At 68.9% G+C, this 24,806-nt stretch carries 16 protein-coding genes; 7 read left to right on the forward strand and 9 right to left on the reverse strand.

Translation table 11 applies throughout. The annotated features are described in order from the left end of the window. Together AOK17_RS15770 and AOK17_RS15775 are read right to left on the reverse strand one after the other, a co-directional pair. Positions 1-1,175, reverse strand: a 1,175-nt coding sequence (locus AOK17_RS15770; RefSeq protein WP_245697175.1) for a cellulose-binding protein, incomplete at its 3' end; no start/stop codon positions are given. A 275-nt stretch (positions 1,176-1,450) separates the two neighbouring features. Further along, positions 1,451-2,782 carry a radical SAM protein gene (locus tag AOK17_RS15775; RefSeq protein WP_055613094.1) on the reverse strand — a complete coding sequence of 444 codons (1,332 nt, stop codon included), beginning with the start codon at positions 2,780-2,782 and terminating at the stop codon, positions 1,451-1,453. Positions 2,783-2,904: 122 nt separating this feature from the next. Here AOK17_RS15775 and AOK17_RS15780 point away from each other — a divergent pair, with 122 nt between their 5' ends. Continuing rightward, a complete protein-coding gene (locus tag AOK17_RS15780) occupies positions 2,905-3,684 on the forward strand; it encodes an alpha/beta fold hydrolase (RefSeq protein ID WP_055613095.1) in 780 nt (259 codons plus the stop codon). A 44-nt stretch (positions 3,685-3,728) separates the two neighbouring features. On the opposite strand, the gene AOK17_RS15785 is transcribed toward AOK17_RS15780, so the two are convergent. The 7 genes from AOK17_RS15785 to AOK17_RS15815 all read right to left on the reverse strand — a co-directional run bounded on the left by AOK17_RS15785 (position 3,729) and on the right by AOK17_RS15815 (position 15,612). After that, positions 3,729-8,219: a fibronectin type III domain-containing protein gene (locus AOK17_RS15785; RefSeq protein ID WP_055613096.1), complete on the reverse strand. Its 4,491-nt coding sequence runs from the start codon at positions 8,217-8,219 to the stop codon at positions 3,729-3,731. Positions 8,220-8,349: 130 nt separating this feature from the next. Further along, on the reverse strand, positions 8,350-9,300 hold the full coding sequence (locus AOK17_RS15790; protein WP_107102410.1) for a carbohydrate ABC transporter permease: 951 nt from the start codon (positions 9,298-9,300) through the stop codon (positions 8,350-8,352). Next, entirely contained in the window at positions 9,297-10,229 is a 933-nt protein-coding gene (locus tag AOK17_RS15795; RefSeq protein ID WP_245697176.1) for a carbohydrate ABC transporter permease, read from the reverse strand. The genes AOK17_RS15790 and AOK17_RS15795 overlap by 4 nt, the downstream gene beginning before the upstream one ends. Before the next feature lie 3 nt (positions 10,230-10,232). After that, positions 10,233-11,573 carry an ABC transporter substrate-binding protein gene (locus AOK17_RS15800; protein WP_055613097.1) on the reverse strand — a complete coding sequence of 447 codons (1,341 nt, stop codon included), beginning with the start codon at positions 11,571-11,573 and terminating at the stop codon, positions 10,233-10,235. A 302-nt stretch (positions 11,574-11,875) separates the two neighbouring features. Continuing rightward, on the reverse strand, positions 11,876-12,940 hold the full coding sequence (locus tag AOK17_RS15805; RefSeq protein WP_388364785.1) for a LacI family DNA-binding transcriptional regulator: 1,065 nt from the start codon (positions 12,938-12,940) through the stop codon (positions 11,876-11,878). A 36-nt stretch (positions 12,941-12,976) separates the two neighbouring features. Continuing rightward, positions 12,977-14,608 (reverse strand): GH39 family glycosyl hydrolase, encoded by a 1,632-nt coding sequence (locus tag AOK17_RS15810; RefSeq protein WP_055613098.1) that lies wholly within the window; start codon positions 14,606-14,608, stop codon positions 12,977-12,979. Beyond that, entirely contained in the window at positions 14,605-15,612 is a 1,008-nt protein-coding gene (locus AOK17_RS15815) for a hydroxyacid dehydrogenase (protein WP_107102411.1), read from the reverse strand. The genes AOK17_RS15810 and AOK17_RS15815 overlap by 4 nt, the downstream gene beginning before the upstream one ends. A 247-nt stretch (positions 15,613-15,859) precedes the next feature. Between AOK17_RS15815 and AOK17_RS15820 the strand changes: the two genes are divergently transcribed. The 6 genes from AOK17_RS15820 (at position 15,860) to AOK17_RS15845 (ending at position 24,777) form a co-directional block, all read left to right on the forward strand. Continuing rightward, positions 15,860-17,104: an FAD-binding protein gene (locus AOK17_RS15820; protein WP_055613099.1), complete on the forward strand. Its 1,245-nt coding sequence runs from the start codon at positions 15,860-15,862 to the stop codon at positions 17,102-17,104. Between the two features lie 170 nt (positions 17,105-17,274). After that, on the forward strand, positions 17,275-18,540 hold the full coding sequence (locus AOK17_RS15825) for an ROK family transcriptional regulator (RefSeq protein ID WP_055613100.1): 1,266 nt from the start codon (positions 17,275-17,277) through the stop codon (positions 18,538-18,540). A gap of 167 nt (positions 18,541-18,707) precedes the next feature. Then, entirely contained in the window at positions 18,708-19,973 is a 1,266-nt protein-coding gene (locus tag AOK17_RS15830) for an ABC transporter substrate-binding protein (protein ID WP_055613101.1), read from the forward strand. Positions 19,974-19,993: 20 nt separating this feature from the next. After that, entirely contained in the window at positions 19,994-20,956 is a 963-nt protein-coding gene (locus AOK17_RS15835) for a carbohydrate ABC transporter permease (RefSeq protein ID WP_055613102.1), read from the forward strand. Continuing rightward, positions 20,953-21,858: a carbohydrate ABC transporter permease gene (locus AOK17_RS15840; protein WP_055613103.1), complete on the forward strand. Its 906-nt coding sequence runs from the start codon at positions 20,953-20,955 to the stop codon at positions 21,856-21,858. The genes AOK17_RS15835 and AOK17_RS15840 overlap by 4 nt, the downstream gene beginning before the upstream one ends. A gap of 12 nt (positions 21,859-21,870) precedes the next feature. After that, entirely contained in the window at positions 21,871-24,777 is a 2,907-nt protein-coding gene (locus AOK17_RS15845; RefSeq protein WP_055613104.1) for a glycoside hydrolase family 2 TIM barrel-domain containing protein, read from the forward strand. Positions 24,778-24,806: the final 29 nt, after the last annotated feature.

A 24,806-nucleotide genomic window follows, 5' to 3' on the forward strand; every position in this document is an offset into this window, starting at 1 on the left:
TCCTCCTCGGCCGAGGAGGAGTCGCCCTGGGGCTCCTTCTCCGATGCCGAGCCCGCACCGCCGTTCTTGTCGGTCTTCTCGGTCTGCGACTCGGACGACTGCGGGGAGGTCGTGGAGGAAGCGGTCGAGCCGTTCCCCGTGCTCGATGGTGCGGGGTCGAGCGAGGGGACCTGCTGGCCCACCGGCTCCCGGCCCGCCGTTCCTTCCAGGGAGCCGGAACCCTCGTCCTCACCGAACGGCGCCAGCGTGACCGCCAGTGCCAGGAGGGAGACACCGACGGCGGCGGCGATCAGTCCGACCCGCCCTATCCGGGCGCGGCGCCCTTCGGCCGCGTCGGCGTCCTGCGCGTCCGGGTCGTCGTCGGCCGCGCCGCGGCTGAGACCCGACTCGACGGCCCTGCGGCGTCGTTCCAGGTAGGCGAGTCCGCCCCAGCCGATGACCCCGCCCGCGAGCGCGGCGGGCAGTCCGCCGCCGGCGAGCCGCAGACAGGCGGCGGCCTCCGCACATTCGACGCAGCGCGCGAGGTGCCACGACAGGTCGTCCGGCACCTCGGCGGCGGGTGAGCGGGTGACCGCGTCGAGGAGCCGGGCGTAGCTGCGGCACTCCTCGGAGAGCGGTGTGTCGAGGTGGTTGCGGTGGCAGCGGTCGCGGAACACTCCGCGCACCTGGTGCAGTTCCTCGGCCGCGCCCTCCGGGTCGAGGCCGAGCCGGCGGGCCACGGAGGTGACCGGCAGCGCCTCGACCTCCGCCAGCCACAGCAGCGCTGCATCCGGTTCCTGCATGTCCCGCAGCCCGCGCAGGGCGAGCGGCCGGTGCAGGGGCGGTCCCGAAAAGCGGGCGGCCTTGTCGGAGTTGAGCCACAGTCGGAGTTCGGGGTCGAGGCGATCGCCCTGGCCCCTCGCTTCCCAGATGGCGGTCGTCTGGCGTACGGCGGTCAGGAGGAGCGGTATTCGGGGCAGCCGGGGTGTGCGGGCCCGGCGCCCGAAGTTCCTGCCGCTGGACTCGGCCTCCGCGGCACGCGCTTCGCGTATGCCGAGCGAGAACGCCTCGGAGGCCAGTTGGCGGGCATGGGTGGAAGCGCCGGTACAGAGATCGGCGTACGAAAGGACCGCGTCCCAGCACTCCGAGAACAGAGTGGCCTCGGCGGCGTCCTGAGGGGTCGGCAGGTCTGGCATGGGTGGGGACTTCACCTGCATCCACAAGCGGGGTCAACTCACCTGGGTAATACGGGAGTTGAGGGGGACGTCTGCGACGGGACCAGAGTTTTTCACGGTTCCTGCACAACTGACAAGCGGCACTTGCACATCCGGTTACCGCGGGTCGCACGTCCCACCAGGCCCCGCAGCCTCAGCCGTGCTTCAGTCGTACACCAGTTGTACGTCCCGGCAGCCCCAAATGACTCAATCGATTGCCCTTGGAACTGCCGTACGTCCCCATCCGCCCCGTTCCCTCAGACCGCGGGCACCTCTTCCGTCACCTCGTTCGCCGGCAGGCTGTCCATGAACGAGCTCACCGAGAAGACCGCGTTGCCCGGCCCGGGCGGGCCGTATCCGGGCGGCGAGGAGAGCCCGAAGTCCTCCATCGTGGAGCGGTAGGCCTCAAGGAGCCGGATGTGGTACTCCAACGGCGCACCCTGCGGATTCGCCTTGCCCAGCGGGGTCGTCGGCTCCGGGCACCAGGTGGTGAAACGGGGCGTGATGCCCTGCGACATGAAGAAGCGCAGGCCCTCGGTGGTGGACGCGATGGCCTCGTCGACGGTGGTGAAGCCGAAGGGCTCCGCCATCTCCACCCCCGCCACGAAGTTGGGGATCACATTGCGTGCGCCGAAGATCTCCGCGGAGTCGAGGATGCGCTTGTGCCACTCGGCGCGGCCGACGTAGCGCTCCTTGCCGGGGCAGTGCAGCTTGAACAGGTACTCGTCCCACACCTCGTAGTTGGGGTGGTAGATCTGCACGCCGTAGTCCTTGAAGCGCTGCACGTCGTCACGCGGGAGTGCCTGGGCGACGACCTTGCCGATCCACCTGCCCGGGAAGTGCTCCTCGATGGCCTTGGCGTACATGCCGTAGAAGTCGGCCTCGTCCCGGCCCTGGAGCTTGGAAGTGATCGCGCCGCCGGTGAGCGTGTAGGCGGTCGACGTCTTCGCCGTGTCGTAGCGGTCGATGATCTCCAGGGCTTCCAGGACCTCGTCGACGTCCTTGACGCCGGTGTAGGGCCGCCCGGCCGCCTTGTGCTGGCGCCAGTTGTGGTTGATGTCGCAGTACTGGCACTCCTCCTTGGCGCCGAAGTACTGGCACACCCGGAACACGGTCAGGTAGATCAGGTAGCCCCACTGGATCGTCGGGGCCACCTCCATGACGGACTTCCCGTTGGAGAGCTTGTGCCGGTAGTACTCCGGCATCGGCGGGACCCCGACGTCCGAGATCCGCTTCCCGTCGAGGTAGAGGCCGAGCACGCCGTCCTCGCTTGCTGCCACGCGGTACGGCGAGGACGGGTTCACGCGTACGGAGACGACTGTGCGGCGCAGGTCGTACGGGCCGCCGGTGAGGATGATCTCCTCCGGCGGGCGGCGCAGCGCGGCCTCGCCCAGTTCGGGCAGGGTGCCGTGGTCGAAGGAGAAGATGAAGTACGACTTCGGTTTGACGTCCCCGTCCTCGTTGTCGCTGAGCGCGGAGTCGTCGAAGGCCACTCCCCCACGGAGCAGGTCCTCCTTGAAGACGGCTTCCCGCGGTACGTGCGGGAACCTCTCCATCAGGTCCTCGACCAGCGCGGTACGGCTGCCCATCCCGTCCTCCTAGCTCCCGGTACTCCCGGCTGCTGTGCTCGACTCCTCACGGTATGCCCCTCCTCCCGGGCCCGTGGTGCCGGGTCCCTCCTGGTGGCAGGGCCGCGTCTAGAGTCACCTCCGTGACCACCTCCTCCCCACCGGTAGCCCTCCATCACACGGACCACCCCGGCACGGGCCCGGCCCTCCTCCTGGTTCATGGATGGGGCGGCGACAGCGGGGACTGGGCGCCCACCCTCCCGTACTGGCGGCACCGCGTGATCGTCCCCGACCTGCGGGGTCACGGCCGCTCACCGAAGCCGCCGAGCGGCTACGGGCCGCGCGACTTCGCCGTCGACCTGGCTGACCTGCTGGGCCGGCTGGACCCCGGCCCGGTGATCGCCGTCGGCCACTCGATGGGCGCCCAGGCGGTCACGGCACTCGCGGTGGAACACCCGCGGTTCGTACGGGCGTTGGTGGTCGTCGACTCCGCGTACGGCGCCGATGAGGGCGAGGCCGTCCGCATTCCCGGGGAGCAGGAGGAGCTGCGGAGGGAGGGTGCCGAGTGGGCCGCCCGTTTCGTGGACAGTGCCTTCCGGCCGGGGGCACATGACCAACTGCGCGACCGGCAGCGGACGTTGATGGCCCGCATGGACCCGGAGGTGCTGGCTCAGTGCCGCGACGGCATGTACCTGGCCCCGGACGCCTTCGGCCTGCGACCTGCGACCCGCGCGTATCTGGCCCGCCGCGACTGTCCCGTGCTGGGCGTGTACGCGACACCGGCTGCCGCCCACTTCGAGCGCGGCACGCTCACCCGACCCGGCTCCCGGGTGGAGGTCTTCGAGGGCTGCGGCCACTACCTGCACGAGGAGCGTCCACGAGAGCTGACGTCCCTCGTCCAGGAGTGGGCAGCGCCCCTTTAGGGGCGCGGGGAACTGCGCGACCAGCCACGACGAACCCGCGGCTCTCATTCCTCGTCGGGCAGTTGGTACCAGAACTCGATCTCCCCCACATTGCAACGCCCGTTGTGCCCGTCATAGACGCGGATCCGCTCGTACGACGCCCGTTCGGCGAGCCGGAACTCGTACCACCGGGCCGTGTCGACCCCGCTGACCGTGTGGAAGTCGGTCCAGTCGGCCCCGGTCCCGTCCGAGCCGCGGAACACCGTGCCGTTGGCGCGGCTCAGCTGGTCGGCGCGAGGATGCAGGCGGATGCGGTCTACGGTGATCGGGCCCGCGGCGCCCGCGTCGATGTCGATCCAGCTCTCGGCGGCCGTGGTGTCGGTGTAGGTGGTGGTGTCACCGTCGAAGGCCCGCCAGCCCGCCGCCTCCTTGGTTCCCGTGCCGGGCCACTGGATGGTGGAGGCCACCACCATGGACGGCGTCACCTGGAACTTCCGCAGCAGCGTGTCCACGGAGACCAGGAGTTCATGGGCCGCGTAGACGGCGTCCACGCGGGCGGGCTCCGGGTCGCCGGTCGTCCTTTCGATGCGGTCGAGTTCGGTGGTGAAGGCCGCGTACGACTTCTTCGTCCAGTCGGAGGCGTTCGTCCTCCGTGCTCGGGCGAGGACCTGGGCGAAGGTCTCGGCGACCGCTACGGCCACGGCGGAGTCTCGGGTGCCGCCGTCGACGAGGGCCGCTGTCACCTTGTAGGAGCGGGTGCCGTGGCGCAGGTTCTTGTCCTCGTATGCGTACGCGCGTGTGTTCTTGTCCAGAACTTCCCACTGGCCGCCGGCAGTTGAGCGGGAGAGTGTGAAGGTCAGGGCGTCGTCGGGCTTGTTCCAGCGGACGGTGGCCGTGTCGGCGGCGCGCTCGACGGAGAGCAGGAGCGCGTTCGCGCCGAGGGTGTCCACCGCCACCTTCGTGAACTCCGCGTCGCCCGTGGCCGCGAAGCCCGCGTGGACCGCGTACGGGAACGGTGTGAAGAGTGTCGCGACCGTCAGCCAGGTGGTGCCGTCGGCCGACACCTGGCCGTGCACGCGGTGGCTGCCGGTGTCCCGGACGATCCGCAGGTACGGCGTCGCGGCCAGGGTCTGCCCGTCGAGGCGGCGGGTGATGGGTGAGCGCAGGTCGTCCTGCCAGTCGTGGCGGCTGTCGCGGGTGCGGTTGTGGAAGACGAGCTGTCCGTCCTTGTCCGCGCCGAAGAACAGGTGGCGGGTGTCGGCGGTGATCCGGTCGCGGAGCATCAGTCCGGTGAGCGGGCCGCGTGCCCCGGTGATGTGGGTGGTGAGGGTGCAGCTGCCTGCCAACGGTTTGCTCACGTAGTGGAGTTGGTCCTCTATGTCTCGGGAGGGCACCTTGTAGTCGTCGCCCTCGCCGAGTCCCTCTCCGCGTGCGCCGAGCACTCGTATCGTCGAGCCTCGCACCGCCGTGCTGCCCGGTCTCGCCTTGCGCAGGGCGTCGTCGCGCCAGCCCGAGTTTCTGAGGCCGGGCGAGACGGGCTTCGGGAGTTCGGTTCGGATGGTGTGCGAAGTCCAGCCTGGGCCGCCGTCGTTGACGGCGGTGACCGTGTAGAAATACGTCTCGCCGGGGCGGGCGGCGGTGTCCGTGAAGTGGCGGCCCGTCTCCTTCAGGGAGAGGACCTTGTACGGGCCCTGCTGCCGGGTCGCCCGCCGTACCTCGTAGTGCGAGGCGCCCGCCGTTGTCTGCCAGGTCACCGTGACCGCTCCGTCGCCGGGGAGGGTGTGCACGAAGTCCACGTGTGCGGGAGGGAGTTCGGACTCGTGCGGTGTCGGCAGCTTCAGTACCAGGCCGGTCTTGGGCGGGACCTTCACCTTGCCGCCGCGCACTGGGAGTTCCTTTCCGGTCACGAGGTCCAGGACCGTCGAAACGGTTGAGCCGGTACGGCCCGTGGCCGAGGGCACCTCCACCTCGTACGACCGCTCGTTCCCGTACGTTCTGCGCGTCGTGTTGAAGACGAAGAAGTAGCGGCCGTAGCGGGCGGTCAGCAGGTCCGGGTAGCCCGAATAGGCGTGGTCCGCCTCGAAGTTCTCTCGGTGGACCGTGCCCACGCCCGGCTGGTAGGTGATGGGTGCGATTTCGCCCGCCAGGGCCTGGAGGGCTGTGGAGTCGGCCGTCTGCTGGTCCTCCATGAAGTCGACGTCGATGTTGTCCATGCGGGCCCAGTAGTCCTCGTACTGGAAGCGTGCGTTGGTGTTGATCTGCACGATGTGGTCGCGGTTCGCCTGGCGGACGTGCAGGCGGCCGTTGCGGGCGAACCCCCTTTGGCGTTCGTTGAGTTGGGCCCACAGGTGGAGGTCGCCGTCCCTGAGCGAGACGAACATGCAGTCCACGTCGACCCAGGCGAAGCGCTCGTAGTGGGCACGGTTCACCGCCAGTGCGGTCAGCTCCGCGGGCGTGTAGTGGGCGAAGTCCGTGTGCGGGTGGACGATTCCGGTCGGCTCGTGGGCCTTCAGGTACGCGTAGGTCTCGCCGAGCGTGAGGTCGTACTTGTTCTTGCTTGTGACCGAGGCGAAGGAGCTGAAGTACTGGTGGTCGGCGAGCTGTTGCTGGGCGAAGCCGACCGCCTCGCGGGCGAAGGAGCGGGTGACTGCCCAGCGGCTTCCGGTGTACCGGTCGGTGTGTTCGGCCATGTGCCGGGCCAGGGAGACGTAGTTGAGGATCCTGCCCTCGGAGATGCGCAGTACATAGCCCGGGAAACCTGGGTAGTTGGTGTTGCGCTCGTCGATCACCATCTCCATGCGCATCGTGCGCTTGAGGTTGTCGTCGAGGTCGGTCATCCGGGCCAGGGAGCGGGCGTGCAGGTTGCGCAGCGCGATCTCCAGGATGCGGTCGTTCAGGTCCTCGTCGCCCTTGTGGCCCCAGGTGCGGTGGAACCACTCGGGCAGGTAGTTGGTCGCCTCGCCGTAGTTGGCGACGTAGCCGTTCTCCCGGGTGTGGCCCGCCTCGGTGATGGTGGTGTAGTGCTTGCCGAGGGGCAGGCGGCGTACCAGGTTGCCGGCCTTGTCCTGCTTGGACTTGGCCAGGCCCTTGATGACGTACTTGACGTAGTCGTCCGTCCAGCGGGCCGTGGTGTCGTGGTAGAAGAGCGAGTGGAAGAGGTCCAGGTCCTGGCCGTCCGGGCCGACGAGGACCTCCTCGCCGAGGAAGGGCAGCCAGCCGAGCGCCTCGCCCGCGATGCGGTGGCTGCGCGCCTTTCCCTCGTAGAACTCCGAACCGATGACCCGCAGCCCCTCGTGGGCCTCCCAGGCGCCCTCGTACGTGTACATCACCTGGTTGTAGATGTACGAGAGCCGCGAGCGGGCGTAGTCGAAGTTGGCCTTGAGTACGCGGCCCCAGGCGGCCCGGCGGGTCAGTGGTGAGCCGTCGAAGTCGACGTCCTTGAGGGAGGTTTTCCCCTCGCTTGTGCCGGTGGTGAAGGGCTCGTCCAGGAACGTCTCGAAGGCCTCGCGGCCGAGGACGTCCTTGTCCGCGATGAGGTTCTCGACGATGTAGAGGGCCTCGCCGAGTGCGCCGTAGTAGCCGCCCCAGTCTCCCTGGTGGCCGCCGCGGGCCAGGAGTCTCGTGTCGGCGTAGTAGTCCTTGGTGTGGTTGTCGACGCACTTGAAGACCCGTTGGAGGGCCGTCCGCCGGTCGGTGGCGGTCCTTGCCGGGCACCAGTTGGATTGCGTCAACGCCGAGGCGTAGAAGCGTAGTTCGTCCTCGTAGCGGACGATGCTGAGCCTGGCCGTCGCCGATGCGTCGATCTTCGCGGAGTGGTCGTTGAAGAGCTTCACCTGGCCGGCCACATAGCCGTCGACGAGTGCCTGCTTCTGCGGCTCGGTCAGGTCCGCAACCGTGTCCGTTGGTGGTGTGAAGTCGGCCTGCGGGTCGTCGCTCACGTCGAGGTACGCGCCGGTGTGGGTGTACGCGCGGTAGTAGCCGCGGGAGTCGGCGGTGACCTTGGCGGTGAACGCGGCGTCGTACGTGCGCAGGGTGATCTCGGCGAGCTCCCTGCCCTTGGTGTGCTCCAGCGGCAGCATCACCGTGGCATAGAAGAAGCGGCCGGGCAGCGGACGGACCGTGCCGGTGTTCAGCGCCTCGTAGTCGCCGGAGCGGCGGTAGCCGATCTGTTCGCCGTTGATGTACGCGATCGTCTTGTACGGGGAGGTGTCGCCGCCCCAGAACTTGACGGTCAGGTAGTTCTGGTGGAGGGGGTCGACCCGCACCGTGAAGCGGAGGTCGCCGGTCTTGATGTCGGGGGTGGCCAGGGGTCTGGCGACTCGGGCCCGGTCGCCCGCGTTGCCCTCGACGACGGCGGAGCCGGGGGCGTGGAGGCCATGCGCGGACTCGGAGTCGGGGTCGCCGAAGTCGACTAGGTCCAGGCGTCTCGCGCCGTCGGCTGCCGAAGTCCCGGCGGCGGACGCCTGCTCGGCGGCGGTCCAGGACCAGCCGGTCAGCGCGAGAGCACCGGTGCCGGCGGCGGTACCGGCCAGGACGGATCTTCTGGTGACGGACATGCGGGATCCTCACGGCGGCGAAAGGTGAACCAGGAAGGGAGAGAAGGGGGAGGGAGAGGGGACGCTAGGAGGCGGGCCGCTCTGCGTCGGCTACGGACCTCCGCGCGTGGGCTCGGGCTACTTGCTCGGGCTACTTGATCGAGCCCAGCGTGACTCCGGAGCGCCAGAAGCGCTGCATCGAGATCATCAGGATGACCATCGGGATGAGGGACAGCAGCGAGCCCACGACCACCATCCCGGTCAGGTCGGCGGACGTGTCGACCTTGACCTTCAGCCAGGAGTAGAGGCCGACCATCACGGTCCACTTCTCCGGCGTACGCAGGAACACCAGGGGTCCGAAGAACGAGTTCCAGGAGCCGACGAAGCCGAGCAGGAAGATCGTCGCCGCACCCGTGGACATCAGGCGGGCGCCGACCGTGAAGAAGATGCGGTACTCCCCCGCACCGTCGATGCGGGCCGCTTCAAGGAGTTCGGGCGGGATGGCGCCCTCCGCGTACACCTTGGCGAGGTAGACGGAGAAGGCGTTGAACAGGCTCGGCACGATGATCGCCGACGGGGTGTCGACCATCCGCAGGTCCGTGAAGAGGAGGAAGGACGGGATGGTGAGCAGTGCGTGCGGGACGAGGAAGGAGCCGATGATGCAGCCCATCAGTACGCCCCGGCCCCGGAATTGGTACATCGCCAGGCCGTATCCGCAGGCTACGCAGACCAGGGTCATGCCGGCGGTGCCGACGACTCCGTAATAGAGCGTGTTCCACAGCCACTTGAGGAAGATGCCGTCCTGGTAGGTGAACAGCGCCTTCAGGTTGTCCGTGAAGTGCAGGTCGGAGAACCACAGGCCGTTGGTGGTGTAGAGGTCGGACTGGTTCTTGGTCGCCGAGACGATCAGCCACCACACGGGGGCCAGCGAGTAGAGGGTGAAGAACACGACTCCGCCGAGGACCAGGGCCTTGGTCCGCCGACTGTGCCGGACGGGGCCGGTTCCGTCGCGGGAGGCGGTGGCGCCGCGCTTCGGGCGCGAGGCCCCGGGCTCGGTCGGGGAAGGGGAAGGGGAAGAGGAAGGGCCGATTGTCACGGTCATGAGGTGGGCGCCTTGTTCGTGAGTCGGTAGAACAGCGCGGACGCGGTGCCGACGACCAGGGCCAGGATGATCGACAGGGCGGAGGCGTAGTTGAAGTTGCCCTGCTGGAAGGCCCAGTCGTAGATCGCCATGATCGGGGTGAAGTCGCGGGTGACCGTCTCCGGTGCCATGGACTTGAAGAGCATGGTGTCGCTGAAGATCTGCAGCGTGCCGATGATGCTGAGCACGGTGGTGAGGACCAGGGAGCGGCGGACCAGCGGCACCTTGATCGACCAGGCGATCCGCCACTCGGAGGCCCCGTCGATGCGGGCGGCGTCGTACACGTTCGCGTCGACCGACCGCAGCGCCGAGTACACGATCAGCATGTTGAAGCCGATCCCGCTCCACGCCATCAGGTTGCCGATGGACACCCAGATGAGTTCGCCGCCGTAGAAGTTGGCGTCGATGCCGAAGAGGTCGAAGAAGGGGGTGAGCGGGCCGACGACCGGGCTGTAGAGGTAGATCCAGATCAGGGTCGCGACGATGCCCGGGATCATGTACGGGATCAGCAGCGGGATGCGGAACCGGTCGGCGACGCGTTGCGAGGCCGCGTCGAGGAGCAGTGCGAGACCGACGCTGGCGATCTGGATGACCGGGATGCTGATCACCGCGAAGAGGCCGACGCGGAGCATCGAGGCCCAGAAGCGGCCGTCGCCGAAGCCCTCGACGAAGTTGTCCAGGCCGACGAACTCGACGGTCTTCTCGCCGAATCCGAGCCCGGAGCCCTTCTCGCTGTAGAGGCTCTCCTTGAGCGCCATGACGAGCGGGGTCACGGTGAACAGGAGGAACCCGAGGAAGAAGGGGACCGTGAACGAGGCGCCCTTGAGGGCCATGATCCGCCGCCATCCCAGGCGTGCGGCCCGGGACGGCGACTCGGTGACGGCTGCCATGGGTCAGCCCTCGACGTTGATGTTCTTGGACTTCAGGTCGTCGACCGTGAACTCCTGGAGGTGCTCAAGGGCCTGCTTCACCGTCATCTTCTTGGTGACGATCTTCGCCCACTGGTCCTGCAACTCGGCGAAGACACCTGTGTAGTTGGGGCCGACCGTCCAGTTGCTCTTCGCGTGGTCGACGGACTTGAGGATCACACCGCGGGCCTCGGACTTGTGGGTGCCGAAGAGCTTGTCGGTGACCACCGAGTCGACCCAGGGGGTGACGTCCTTGACGGCGCCCGGCCACTCGTACTGCTTGGTGTCCTTCTGGTAGGTGGAGTCGATGCCGGTCTTGTCGGTCTTCATCCACACCGCCGCCTCGACGGCCTCCTTGACGTGCTCGCAGCCCTTGGGGACGAGTACGCCGTTGTTGGCGCTGTAGGAGGGGGTGGTGAACTCCGTGGCGTCGGCGAACTGGGGCAGGTCGATGGGCTGCCAGTCACCGAGGGACTTCTTGTAGTTCAGTTCGTAGTTCTGCAGCTGCCAGGTCTGGGTGGGCAGCGAGACCATCTTCCCGGAGTCGAAGTAGCTGATCAGGGCGGGCCGGTCCTGGTAGGTCTGGTTGGCGACCAGGCCGCCGTCGACCAGTTGCTGGACTGTGTCGGCGGCTTTGAGGGACTCGGGTGACAGGAAGTCGATCTTCCAGCTGTCGCCCTTCTGCTCGTACCAGGTGCCGCCCGCCTGCTGGACCAGGTTGACCAGCGTGGACGGGTCCTCGCCGGCCAGGTTCATGACGTACACGCCGTGCTTCTTGAGCTTCTTGCCCGCGGCGATCACGTCGTCCCAGGTCTTGGGTGCGTCGACGCCGTACTTGTCGTACACCGAGCGGTTGATCATCATGAAGGTCGGGTTGAAGCCGGTCGGGACGGCGTAGTAGGTGCCACCCGCCTGGACGCTGGGCAGGGCGGCCGGGTTGAACCGGTCGAGGTACGGCTTGAGTTCCTTGTCGACGCTGCTCAGCAGGCCCTCGCCGACGAGGCTGGGCACCTCGCCGAAGTTCTGCACCAGGCAGGGCACGTCCTTCTTGGCGGCGACCGCGTTGCGCAGGTTCTGCGCCGTGCCCGGGTTGTCGGCCTGCTTGACGAACTTGAGCTTGATACCGGTGTGCGTGGCGTTGAACTTGGCCACCACGGGGTCGACGTTCTTCGTCTCCGACCAGCTCCAGTACTCCAGCGTGACCGGCCCCTTCGACTGGTCCGAGGAGTCGTCGGAGCCGCCGCAGGCGGTCGCGGTGAGGGTGAGCACGGTGGCGAGCGCGGCGGCGGACAGGGTCGCGCGGTGCGGGACACGGGGCTGGGGCATGGCGGCTCCTGAGGCGACTGGAACAGGGGGGACCGTCCGCCGCTCGGGTTCTGCCGTCCGAGGGCGCCATAGAAATCGGTCTCTATGGAAGCTAGAACCGGTCCCGGACGTCGGCAAGACATCGGGCAGAGAAAACTGGGGAACCGGGCCAACTCCCCCGTAATTGCACGGGATTTCGAACGAGTAGCCGGAAAATGGGGAGCTATCGGGCGGCCGGTTCTTTAGAGACCGGTTGTCCAGAGAAGCGCAAAGTCGGCGCAGAGGGGGAGCGGAGAGAGGAAGTCAGGGACAGGCAGGCGAAGTCAGTGCCCGGGGCGCCGTGTCGAGTCCCGCAGGACGATGTGCGTGCCGAGCACCAGGTGCTGGCTTCCCGGGAGTTCCTCGCGGTGCAGGGCCAGTCTGACGGCCGCGCGGCCCAGTTCCTCGTGCGGGACGTTGACGGTGGTGAGGGCCGGGAAGAGGTCCAGGGCCAGTGGCACGTCGTCGTAGCCGACGACGGACACGTCGTCGGGGACGCTCACGCGTGCTTCGCGCAGCGCCTGCAGCGCGCCCGCCGCGACCATGTCGGTGCCCGCGAACACCGCCGTGAACTCCGCTCCTGACGCGAGGAGTTGGCGGGCGCCCTGATAGCCGTGCGAGCGGCTGAACGTGCCGTCCAGGATCAGCTTCGGGTCCGGGGCCAGCCCCAGCAGTTCGTGCGCGCGCCGGAAACCGCTGAGGCGCTGGTCGCTCGTGGACAAGCCCGGCACCCGGCCTAGGTAGGCGATGCGCTGGTGGCCCGAGGTGAGCAGATGGGTGGTCATCGCGAAGGCGCCGCCCTCGTTGTCGTACTCGACGACCGTGGCGGGCACCCCCGGGCCGAGCGGCGGCCTGCCGACGAGCACGAGCCGCGAACCCACCCGGTCCAGGGCGTGTGCGAAGTGCGTCATACGGTCCTGGTAGGCCTTGTCCTCCCAGGCTCCGCCGACGACGATCACGGCGTCGGCCCGCTGTTCGCGCATGGTCTCGACGACGGCGAGGACGCGCTGCGGATCGCCGTGCGTGGTGCACAGCATGCAGAGCCTGCCCTCGGCGGACGCCTGCTCCTCCACACCGCGTGCGATGTGCGCGTAGAAGGGTCCTGTGACGTCGTCGACGACGAACGCCACCGTCTTGTTGGTGGAGCCGCCGAGCGCGCGGGCGTGCGCGTTGACCACGTAGTCGAGCTCGCGCATCGCCTTGAGCACCCGGGCGCGGGTGCTCGCGGCGACCGGGTAGGTGCCGCCCAGGACCCGGGAGACGGTCGACGCGGAGACGCCGGCGCGCGCGGCGACGTCCCGGACCGTGGAGGCGTCATTGCCCATCACGGGCTCCGTCTTCTTGGCCACCGGTGGGCTCCCCTCCCCTGCTCTGTACCGGTCACCCTATGGGGTGGCCGGGTTCTCGTACGCGCTGGTCGGGCCCCCGTCGTCCTGCCGTACGAGCACCACCGACCAGGGCGCGAGCTGCCGTTCGCAGGTCAGCTCGCCCGCCGCGTCGGCCCGTACGGTCTCCGTGCGCGGGGCCGTCCGCCGGAGGGCGGTGATGTCCTCGCGGGAGAGCGGGTCGGGTGCGCCGCGCTCGCGCCAGGCGGCGAGGGTGTCGCCGCCGGCCGCGCTGCCGGGTTCCAGGATCTCCACCGTGAAGGCGGCGTCGGCCGGGAGTCCGGTGAGACTCAGGGTGTACGGGACGTGGGTGCCCAGGGCCAGTGTCTGCTCGGCGACCGTGCGGTCCGGGGTCGAGAGGGGTACGGCGAGGGGCATCTCGGGCGGGTAGTGGTAGGTGAGGGCGGTGATCCGGCCGGTGGCCGCCTCCCGGGTGACGACCGTGCCCGGCTCGTGGACGAGGAGTTCGTCGCCGAGCGCGTGCAGGAACCGGTAGGCGTGGTACGTCGGCTTGGGTATGCCCTGCTGGTTGAGGAGTCCGAAGCCGCCGTGGAAGGCCGTGTCCCCGGCGCCCATCTCCTCGAAGACGTCCGTGAACGTCCAGTACGCGAGCGAGTCGACGAGGCCGATCGACTCCAGGTTGGCCCGGACGACGAAGGTCGCGGCCTGCGGATGGTCGTGGGTGTGGTCGCGGGAGGAGGGGGTCGAGCTCCACTCGGTGAGGTGGATCCCGGCGTCCGGGAACGGGCTCTTGCCGACGATGTCCCGGACCGTCGCGAGGTCCCTGCGGGTGGCGTCGGCGCCGCGTGTGTAGTGGGCGCCCTCGCCGTGGTCGTCGAGTGCCCAGTCCGTGGGGTACGGGTGGCAGGAGACGAAGTCGACGGGCAGCCGCTCGCGGGAGCAGTGGTCGAGGAAGTGCTCCAGCCAGACGGGCCGCCACTCCAGGGCGTCTAGGTTGTCTGCGGTGACCGTGACATGTCCGCTCTTGTCCTCGGTGTCGCCGTCGAAGCGGGCGTCCGGCACGAAGTTGCTGGTGGCCGGGCCACCGACGCGCAGGGCGGGGTCAATTGCCTTGAGGGCGTGGGCCGTTGCCGCGTACAGGTCGTAGTACTCGGTTCGGGTGCCGCGGAAGAACGGGTCGAGGTTGGGCTCGTTCCACACCTCGAAGTACCACTGGCGGACCTCGTCGATCCCGTACCGGGCGACCCAGTGGCGGACGGTCGCGGAGACCAGGCTCGCCCAGGCGACCAGGTCGGTGGGTGGGGAGCCGTGGGCACCCCACCAGAAGATGGTGGCCTTCTCGCGGGCCAGGTCGCCCGGGCTGAAGCCGAGTTCGACGAAGGGGCGGACGCCCGCGTCGAGGATCCGGTCGAACAGGTCGTCCACGTACTGGAAGTTGAGGACGGCCTGTCCGTCCTCGCCGAGCCGGTACACGAACATGTCGTCGTGGAAGAGGCCGTGGAAGCGTACGTACTTGAAGCCGCAGCCCTCCGCGACCTGGCGCAACTGCTCCTGCCAGGAGGCGCGCAGGCCCTCGGCCGCTCGGCCCGCGCCGGCGCACACGGACCAGAAGTGGTGCAGGGGCTCGCCCGCGGCGGCGGCGTCGGCCCGCGGGGTCAGGATCGAGGTCATGCGGTGCGCTCCAGTACGGCGTGGTCGATCGCGTGGGCCAACTCCCGTCCGGACAGCAGGCGTTCGGCCTCCTCCGTGACGGCGAGACCGAGCCGGGCCACCTCGTTGCCCTGCGAGCCCGCGAGGTGCGGGGTGATGAACGCGTTCGGCAGGTCGAAGAGCGGCGAGTCGGCGGGCAGCGGTTCCGGGTCGGTGACGTCGAGGATCGCACTGAGCCGGTTCGCGCGCAGCTCTTCGACGAGAGCGTCGTGGTCGAGGAGGGCGCCGCGGGCCGTGTTGACGAGCACGGAGCCCGTCGGCATCAGGGCGAGTTCGCGGCGGCCGATCAGGTGGTGCGTCTCGGGGGTCTGCGGGGCGTGGACGGTGACGATGTCGCTGGTGGCCAGCAGGTCGTCGAGCGGCAGCAGGGGTACGCCGAGGGCGGCGGCCTCCGTCGCGTCGACGTACGGGTCGGCGAGGGTCACCCGCAGGTCGAAGGGCCGCAGCAGTTCGATGAGACGGCGGCCGATCCGGGAGGCTCCGACGACGCCCACGCGGCGGCCGAAGTTGCCGATGCCCGGCATGATCTCGCCGTAGGGAAAGGCGCGTTGGGCGCGCAGGCGGTCGCGCTGGGCGAAGAGGTCCTTGCCCGCCAGGAGGATCATGGCGAGCGTGTACTCGGCCACGGGGAGGGCGTTCGCGCCGGCCGCGGAGGAGACCGTGATGCCGCGTTCCCAGACCGCGGGCGAGGTGAGTCCCTTGACCGAGCCGGCCGCGTGGAGGATCGCCCGCAGCCGGGGTGCGGCGGCCAGGACCGCCTCGTCGATGTGGGGGCAGCCCCAGCCGGTGATCAGGATCTCCGTGTCGGCGAGTGCCTCCCGGACGCGGGGGTCGGTGAAGTTCTCGGCCGTGAGAGTGGGATCGATTTCTACCGCGTTGCCCAGACGGGCCAGCACGTCCGGAGGGAAGATGTGGGGCACGTTCTCGGCTGTCATGGCGAAAAGTGCGGCGGGGCGTGGGCGCAAGGTGGGGTGGCCTTCCGGATCGGTGACGCGTCTATAGCAACCGGTCTCTACGGTAGGTCTCGCGGAGCGAGAGGGTCAATGGACGGGGCCCGACGGTGAGTGGGTGGGGTCCCGACGGTGATGGGTGGGTGCGGGTTGGCTGTGGCTGGGCGCGCAGTTCCCCACGCCCCTGGGGTGGGACAGGGGCGGGTAGGTTCGAAGGGTGGCCGTTTCGCCGGTCGACGAAAACTTTCCGGAAGGACCACGGATGGCAGAGGCTCTGACCAACTGGGCGGGGAACATCACCTACTCCGCCAAGGAGCTGCAGCGCCCGCACTCGCTCGACGCGCTGCGGGCCCTCGTGTCGCGTGCCGACCGCGTGCGGGTTCTCGGCAGCGGGCACTCGTTCAACGAGATCGCCGACCCGGGCAGTGAGGGTGTGCTCCTGTCGCTGACGGGGCTGCCGCCGTCGGTCGAGGTGGACGCCGCGGCCCGTACGGTCCGGGTGGCGGGCGGGGTGCGGTACGCGGAGCTGGCCCGGGCGGTGCAGGAGCGGGGGTTCGCGCTGCCCAACATGGCCTCGTTGCCGCACATCTCGGTGGCGGGTTCGGTGGCGACCGGCACACACGGCTCGGGGAACGCGAACGGCTCGCTGGCCTCGCCCGTACGGGAGGTCGAGCTGGTCCTCGCCGACGGATCGGCCCTGACGATCGGCCGGGGTGACCCCCGCTTCAGCGGAGCCGTGACCTCGCTGGGCGCGCTCGGTGTCGTCACCGCGCTCACGCTCGACCTGGAGCCGGACTTCGAGGTCGCCCAGCATGTGTTCGGCCGGCTGTCGCTCGCGGAACTGGACTTCGAGACGGTGTCGGCGTCGGCGTACAGCGTGAGTCTGTTCACCGACTGGCGGCGGTCGGGTTTCGTGCAGGCGTGGGTCAAGCGGCGTACGGATGTTCCGTGGGACGGGTTTCCGTGGGCCGAGCCGGCCACCGAGGCGATGCACCCGGTGCCGGGGATGCCCGCCGGGAACTGCACCCAGCAGTTCGGGGTGCCCGGGCCCTGGCACGAGCGACTGCCGCATTTCCGGCCGGAGTTCACGCCGAGCAGCGGTGCGGAGCTCCAGTCGGAGTACCTGCTGCCGCGCCCGCACGCGACGGGTGCCCTGCGTGCGCTCGACGCGATCCGGGAGAGGATCGCGCCGGTGCTGCAGGTCTGCGAGGTGCGTACGGTCGCGGCCGACCGGCAGTGGCTGAGTCCGGCGTACGGGCGGGACACGGTGGCCTTCCACTTCACCTGGGTCGAGAACACGGCGGCCGTGCTGCCCGTGGTGCGGCGGGTGGAGGAGGCGCTGACGCCGTTCGATCCGCGACCGCACTGGGGCAAGGTGTTCACGATGGCGGCACCGGTGGTGCGCGGGCGCTATCCGCAGCTGGCGGAGTTCAGGAAGCTGGCGGATGAGCTGGACCCGACGAGGACGTTCCGCAACGCGTTCGTCGGTGAGGTGCTGGGCGGGTGACGGACGGGGGACGGACGGCTCGATCCCCACTCTGCCCACTGTGAGCGGCAGGGACTTTGTACAGCCCCTTTCCTAACCCCTTGTCGAAAGTCCTCGGGCGGTCATAGCCTTGCGCCGCGCCGGGGCCGTCGGGCCGCCATGGCCTGGAGGGACCGAGGGGGCACATTCTGGTGAAGCGCACATCACGCGACATCCGCACCGCGAACCGCTATGGGGTGCTGCGCCAGATCATCGCCCATTCGCCCACGTCCCGCCAAGAACTGGCCGCCGCCACCGGGCTGAGCCTCGCCACGATCGCCACACTGGTCGGGGAGCTGCTCGACCTGGGGATGCTGACGGAGGTCGGCTTCGAGGACTCCGCGGGTGGCCGCCCGCGGGGTCTCGTGGCCGTCAACGCGTCGGGGGGCGCGTTGATCGGCGTCGACATCGCGGAGACGTACGTCCGGGTCGAGCTGTTCGATCTGGCGCTGGGCGTGCTGGCCCGTGCCGACGAGGCCATGCGACCTGGTGAGATCCGTCCGGAGCAGGTCGTCGGGCATGTCGCCTCGGCCGTCGGCTCGGTGGTCGCGCAGGCCGGTATCGAGGGCGCCCGGGTGCTCGGGGTCGGGGTCAGTGTGCCGGGCCAGGTGGACCGGGAGGCCGGGGTCTCGGAGTACGCGCCGAACTGGGACTGGCACGACGTGCCGTTGCTCGACCTGCTCGCCGAGCACATCGCGTATCCGCTGTATCTGGACAATCCACTGCGCGCCTGCGCGGTCGCCGAGCTGTGGTTCGGGGCGGCGCGCGGGCGCGGGGACGCCGTGGTGGTGAACCTCGGGACGGGCGTCGGTGCCGGACTCGTGCTGGGCGGCGGGCTGCACCGGGGGGTGAGCAACAGCGCCGGCGAGTGGGGGCACACCACGCTCGTGCTGGACGGGCGGCCGTGCCACTGCGGCAACCACGGGTGCGTGGAGACGTATGTCGGGGCGCCCGGGATCATGCTGAACCTGCGGGAGTTGAGCCCCGGCAGCACGCTTCTGCATCCCGAGGACCAGACCGCGACGATCAACGCGCTCGCCCGCGGGGTCGCCGAGCGGGACCCGGTGGCGACCAAGGTGGTCCAGGGCACCGCGCGCTATCTCGGCGCCGCCATCGCCGACCTGGTGAACCTCCTCAACCCCGAGGTGGTCGTGCTGAGCAGCTGGGTCGCGGCCACGCTCGGCGAGCCGCTGCTGTACGAGGTCCGCGAGGCCGTGGCCCGGCACGCCCTGAGACGGCCGCTGGCCAGTACCGAGATCGTCCTCTCCCCCATTCCGACGGACCCGGTGTGCCTGGGCGCGGCGACGTTCGCGCTGGAGGGTGCCCTCAGCTCGGTGGGACTGAGACCCGCGGGCGGCAGGACCGCCGCGCCGCGTCGCGCCTCCGCCGCCAAGAGCCGTACAGCGCCGTCTTCTTGATGCCGTCTTCTTGACGTCGACGCCCCGCCATGTCCGGTATCCCGGACGATGCACAACGCTTCGAACAGACTTCGTCCAACCCCTTGCCGAAGTATTAGCCGAAGGTTAACGTCCCGCCACCGCACAGCGATTTCGAGCCGCAGCCGTACTCGAGACAAGGACGTCAAATGTCGGCACTGAGCAACAGCAACTGGGACCGTCGATCCGTACTGCGAGCCGCGGCGGGACTCGCCGCGCTGGGCCCGCTGGCCGCCTGTGGCGGCAACACCGGCCGTGAGGGCGGCGGCAGTTCGGGCAAGGGACTGGTGCAGTACTTCCACGCGTACGGGGAGGCCGGGACGCAGGAGGCCATCAAGCGGTACGCGAAGGCCTACGACGAGGCCCGTGTGACCACCCAGTGGATCACCGGCACCAACTTCGAGAGCAAGCTGTTCTCTTCGCTGCTCACCGACAACGCACCGGACGTCTTCGAGTTCCACCCTCAGCTGCAGCTGATCAAGAGCGGTCAGGTGGCGCCGCTGGACGACATCATCGCCCCGGTCAAGGACGACTTCAATCCGGCCGACATCAAGTCCCACACGGTCGACGGCAAGGTCTACGGCGTCCGGATGATCGACGACCCGCAGTTCTTCTTCTACCGCAAGTCGATGCTGGAGAAGGCCGGCGTGGACGTGCCGCAGACCCTCGACGAGCTCGCGGAGGCCGCGGCCAAGCTCACCACCGACAAGGTCAAGGGCCTGTTCATCGGCAACAGCATGGTGTCGACCAACTACGCCCTGGTCTGGGCGGCCGGAGCCGACCAGCTCAACGACAAGAACGAGATCGCCTACCACACCGACGAGGTGGTCGAGGCGCTGAAGGTCTACCGCAAGATGTTCACCAGCGGCCACCTGCTGCTCGACGCCCCCGCCGACTACTGGGACCCCTCGGCCCTGGTGCAGGGCCTCACGGCGATCCAGTGGTGCGGGATGTGGGCCATGCCCGTGATGCAGAAGGCCCTCGGCGACGACCTCGGGATATTCCCGTTCCCCTCGGCCGCCTCCGGTGCCAAGCCCGCGGTCTACAACGGCGGTTGGTCCATGTTCGTCAACGCCAAGGGCAAGAACGTCGACCTGGCCAAGGAGTACGTGAAGTGGCTCTGGATCGACGAGAAGAAGTACCAGGAGGACTGGGCGCTCAGCTACGGCTTCCACATCCCGCCGCGTACTTCGATCGCCGAGTCCGCGACCAAGCTCAAGTCCGGCCTGCCCGCTGAGGGCGTGAAGCTCTTCACCGACTACGGGCGCTTCGACAACATCTCCTGGACCCAGGCGATGATCACCGCCTTCGAGGAAGTGATCGCCAACTCGGTCCGCAAGGGCACGAATCCGGAGAAGGCTCTCGACGCCGCGGACACGAAGGTCAACCGCGAGCTCAAGAAGCTCTTCGGATAGGCCGACGGACAGGTAGCGACATGTCGACGACCACGACGCGCGACGCCACGCGCCCCGCCCCGGCCAAGGTCTCCAAGGCCAGGCCGCGGCGGGGGCTGCGGGGCAGCACGTTCAACTTCTGGCTCTTCACCGGCCCGTTCCTCCTCGGCCTGGTGATCTTCGTCTACATCCCCATCGGTTGGAGCGCCTGGCTCAGTTTCTTCGAGGCGCGCTACACCGTCACGCCCGACAAGTTCGTCGGCTTCGACAACTACAAGCTGATGCTGACGAACGGGGACTTCACCGGTTCGCTCGTCACCTTCACCGTCTTCGCCGCGATCATCGTGCCGGTCACCTGGGCGCTGTCGCTCGGTCTGGCGCTGATGGTGCACCGGCTGCGTTTCATGAAGGCGTTCTTCCGGTCAGTCTTCTTCCTGCCGACGGCGTGCAGCTTCGTCGCCGCCTCGCTGATCTGGAAGATGTCCATCTTCAGCGGTGTCCGCTTCGGCATGATGAACACCGTCCTCAGCTGGTTCGGGGTCGAGAACATCGCCTGGCTGGCCAACCCGAACCCGCCCTGGTACTGGCTGGTCATCGTCACCGTACGACTGTGGCTCCAGGCCGGCTTCTACATGATCCTGTTCCTGGCGGCCCTGCAGAACATCCCGCCGGAGCTGTACGAGGCCGCCGCGATCGACGGTGCCAAGCCGGGCTGGCAGACCTTCCGGTACATCACGCTGCCCCAGCTTAGGGCCACCTCGACGGCGGTGATCCTGCTGCTGCTCGTGGCCGCGTACCAGGCGTTCGACGAGTTCTTCAACCTGCTGGCGAAGTCGACCTGGGGCCGCCCGCCCCTCGTCGAGCTGTACTACACGGCCCTCGGCGACGACCAGGACTACGGCGCCGGCAGCGCGGGCGCGGTCATCCTGACCCTGCTGATCTGCACGGTGACGCTGCTCCAGGGCAGGTTCATGGGCTTCGGCAGGGGGGAGGAGACCAAGTGACGACCACCACCGAGGTACGCGAACCGGTAGAGGCGGGCGCCGCGCGGAAGACGCGTGACCCGCGCAAGAAGCGGAGCCGGAGCGTTTTCAGCAGCGCCGGGCTCTACTTCGCCACCGCCGTCTGCGCGCTGCTCTTCCTCATCCCCTTCTACCTGATCGTCCGCAACGCCCTGTCCACGGACGCCGAGATCACCGGCGAGAACTGGAAGTGGTTTCCGACCGACATCCAGTGGGGCAACGTCACCGAGCTGTTCGACGACCCGACGGTCCCGTTCGCCCAGTCCCTGTGGAACTCGACGGTCGTCGGCGTCCTGCACACCATCGGCACGCTGCTGGTCTGCTCGCTCGCGGGCTACGGTCTCGCCCGTATCCCCTACAAGCACGCCAACAAGATCTTCTACGCGGTCCTGGTGACCCTGATGGTGCCGGCCGCCGTCACCTTCGTACCGAGCTTCGTGCTGGTCTCGTCGCTCGGCTGGGTGTCGAGTATGCAAGGTCTCATCGTTCCGGGGCTGTTCAGTGGTTTCACCTGCTTCCTGTTCCGGCAGTACTTCCTGGGGTTCCCCAAAGAACTGGAGGAGGCGGCGCGCGTGGACGGGCTCGGGTACTGGGGTGCGTACTGGCGCATCGTCGTGCCCAACTCGCTGAACTTCTTCGCCGCGATCGCGACGATCACCTTCATCAGCGGCTGGAACGCCTTCCTGTGGCCGCTGGTCATCGGCCAGGACCAGGAGGCGTGGACCGTGCAGGTCGCGCTCTCCTCGTACATGACCAACCAGACCGTCAATTTCCACCTGATCTTCATGGCCACCGCCATCTCGATCCTGCCCCTGGTACTCGTGTTCCTGTTCCTCCAGCGCTGGCTGGTGCAGGGGGTCGCGCAGACGGGCATCAAGGGCTGACCTAGGAGACCGATGTCTTTCCGCACCACCCATTCCGTCGACAACGACATCGAGACCGACATCGACACCGACTATGTCGAGGACGTCTCGCCCGGGAGCGGCGCGCTGCCGCCCCGGGCGTGGTACGCCTCCTCGGACGCCGATTCCCTTTCCCTGAACGGCAGTTGGCGTCTCCGGCTGTCGGCGACGGCCGATGCCGAGGACGAGTCGTTCGCCGCCGAGGGGTTCGACGCCGGGGACTGGCCCGAGGTGCGGGTCCCCGGGCACTGGGTCCTCCAGGGTGACGGGGGCTTCGGCGCGCCGATATACACCAACCACCTCTATCCGTTCCCGGTGGATCCGCCGCGGGTGCCGACGGAGAATCCGACGGGCGACCATCTGCGGGTCTTCGACCTGCCGGACGGCTGGCCGGCGGACGGTGGGGCCGTGCTCCGTTTCGACGGGGTGGAGTCGTGTGCCCGGGTGTGGCTGAACGGGACGGACATCGGTGAGTTCAAGGGGTCCCGGCTGGCGCACGAGTTCGCGGTCGGGCACCTCCTGAAGGAGTCGGGGAACGTGCTCGCCGTCCGGGTGCACCAGTGGTCGGCGGGCTCGTACCTGGAGGACCAGGACCAGTGGTGGCTGCCCGGCATCTTCCGGGACGTCACGCTGCTGCACCGGCCGCCGGGCAGCGCGCTCGACTTCTTCGTGCACGCCTCGTACGACCATCTCGAAGGCACCGGGACCCTGCGCGTCGACTCCGATGTCGACGGGCGGGTGACCGTGCCCGAGCTGGACATCGATGTCGCGACGGGCGAGTCGGTGACCGTGCCGGTGCGTCCATGGACCGCCGAGACGCCCCGGCTGTACGACGGGACGCTGGTCACCGAGGGCGAACGGGTGCCGCTCAGGATCGGGTTCCGTACGGTCGTGGTGGCGGACGGCCTGATCAAGGTGAACGGCACGGCGATCCTGTTCAAGGGCGTCAACCGGCACGAGTGGCATCCCGAGACGGGCCGTGCCCTGGACCTGGAGACCATGCGCGAGGACGTGCTGCTGATGAAGCGGCACAACATCAACGCCGTGCGCACCTCCCACTATCCGCCGCACCCGGCCTTCCTCGATCTGTGCGACGAGTACGGACTGTGGGTCGTCGACGAGTGCGACCTGGAGACCCACGGCTTCACCGAACAGGCCTGGCGGGACAACCCGGTGGACGACGACCGCTGGACACCGGCCCTCCTGGACCGGGCGTCCCGCATGGTCGAGCGCGACAAGAACCACCCGTCGGTCGTCATCTGGTCGCTGGGCAACGAGGCGGGCACCGGGCGCGGGCTGACCGCGATGGCCGAGTGGATCCGCGGCCGTGACCGCTCACGGCTCATCCACTACGAGGGCGACTGGAACTGCCGCGACACGGACGTGTACTCGCGGATGTACACGGACCACGCCGAGGTCGAGCAGATCGGCAAGGGCCTGGACGGCGGGCCGCTCAAGCGGCGCCAACTGCCCTTCATCCAGTGCGAGTACGGGCACGCCATGGGCAACGGGCCGGGCGGACTCGCCGACTACCAGCGGATCTTCGAGGCGCACGACCGGATCCAGGGCGGCTTCATCTGGGAGTGGATCGACCACGGCGTCAAGGACGAGCGGTACGGCTTCGCGTACGGCGGCGACTTCGGGGAGGAGCTGCACGACGGGAACTTCGTCTGCGACGGGCTGCTCTTCCCGGACCGCAGGCCCTCGCCGGGGCTCCTTGAGTACAAGAAGGTCATCGAGCCGGTCCGTATCGAGGGCGACGGCACGAACGGCACGGTACGGGTGACGAACACGCACGACTTCGCCGACCTCTCGCACCTGGCGTTCGAGTTCTCGTACCAGGTGGACGGATTCCCCACAGGTGCGCACCGGCTCACCGTGCCGCCGCTCGCACCAGGGGAGTCGGCCGAGGTCAAGCTGCCCGCGACCGCGCCCGACGGCCGGGGCGAGGAGGTCCAGTGGACGGTCCGCGCGCTGCTCGCCGAGGACACCTCGTGGGCGGGCCGCGGCCACGAGGTGGCGTGGGCGCAGCAGACCGTCACGCCGCGCGGGCCCCTTCCGGCGGCCACCGGAGCGCGGCCCGCGGCCGACGGCGACCGGATCACCCTCGGCCCGGCCTCCTTCGACGCCCGGACCGGGGTGCTGCGGACCATCGGCACGACGGAGGTCACCGGCCTGCGCCTGGACGTGTGGCGCGCCACCACCGACAACGACGACGGCGCGTCCTGGCAGGACGACGTCCGCATCGGCATGGTGTGGCGCAAGCTGGGCCTGCATCGCATGCGACACCGGCTGGACGCGGTGGAGTTGACGGAGGACGCGCTGACCGTACGGACCCGGGTGGCACCGGCCGGCTGGGAGGTGGGCCTGCGCACCGTGTACCGGTGGACGTCCGACGGGACACGACTGCGCCTGACCGTCTCGGTCGCCCCCGAGGGCGACTGGACGGTGCCGCTGCCCAGGCTCGGCGTCCGAGTGGGGCTGCCTGCGTCGTTCGGGGAGAACGTGAGGTGGTTCGGCAGTGGTGGCGAGGCGTACCCGGACACCAGGGCCGCGGCGAAGACGCTCCTGTGGGACACGAGCGTCGACGACCTGCAGACACCGTACGTACGCCCGCAGGAGAACGGCGCCCGCGCCGACGTCCGCTGGGCCGAGGTCGGAGACCTGCGGATCGACGGCGACCCGGAGTTCTGGTTCACCGCGCGGCAGTGGACGACCGAGCAGCTGGACGCGGCCCGGCATCTGACCGACCTCACGCCGGGCGACACCGTGTGGGTCAACCTCGACCACGCTCAGCAGGGCATCGGCTCGCAGTCGTGCGGTCCCGGCGTGCTGCCGCGGTACCAGCTGCGGGTTCGACCGGCTGAATTCTCCTTTGTGTTCTCAACGGTCGACGACTGACACTGTTACCGGTCACATGGCCGTCCGGC

Source organism: Streptomyces phaeochromogenes (assembly GCF_001418655.1).
Classification (GTDB): Bacteria; Actinomycetota; Actinomycetes; order Streptomycetales; family Streptomycetaceae; genus Streptomyces; species Streptomyces phaeochromogenes.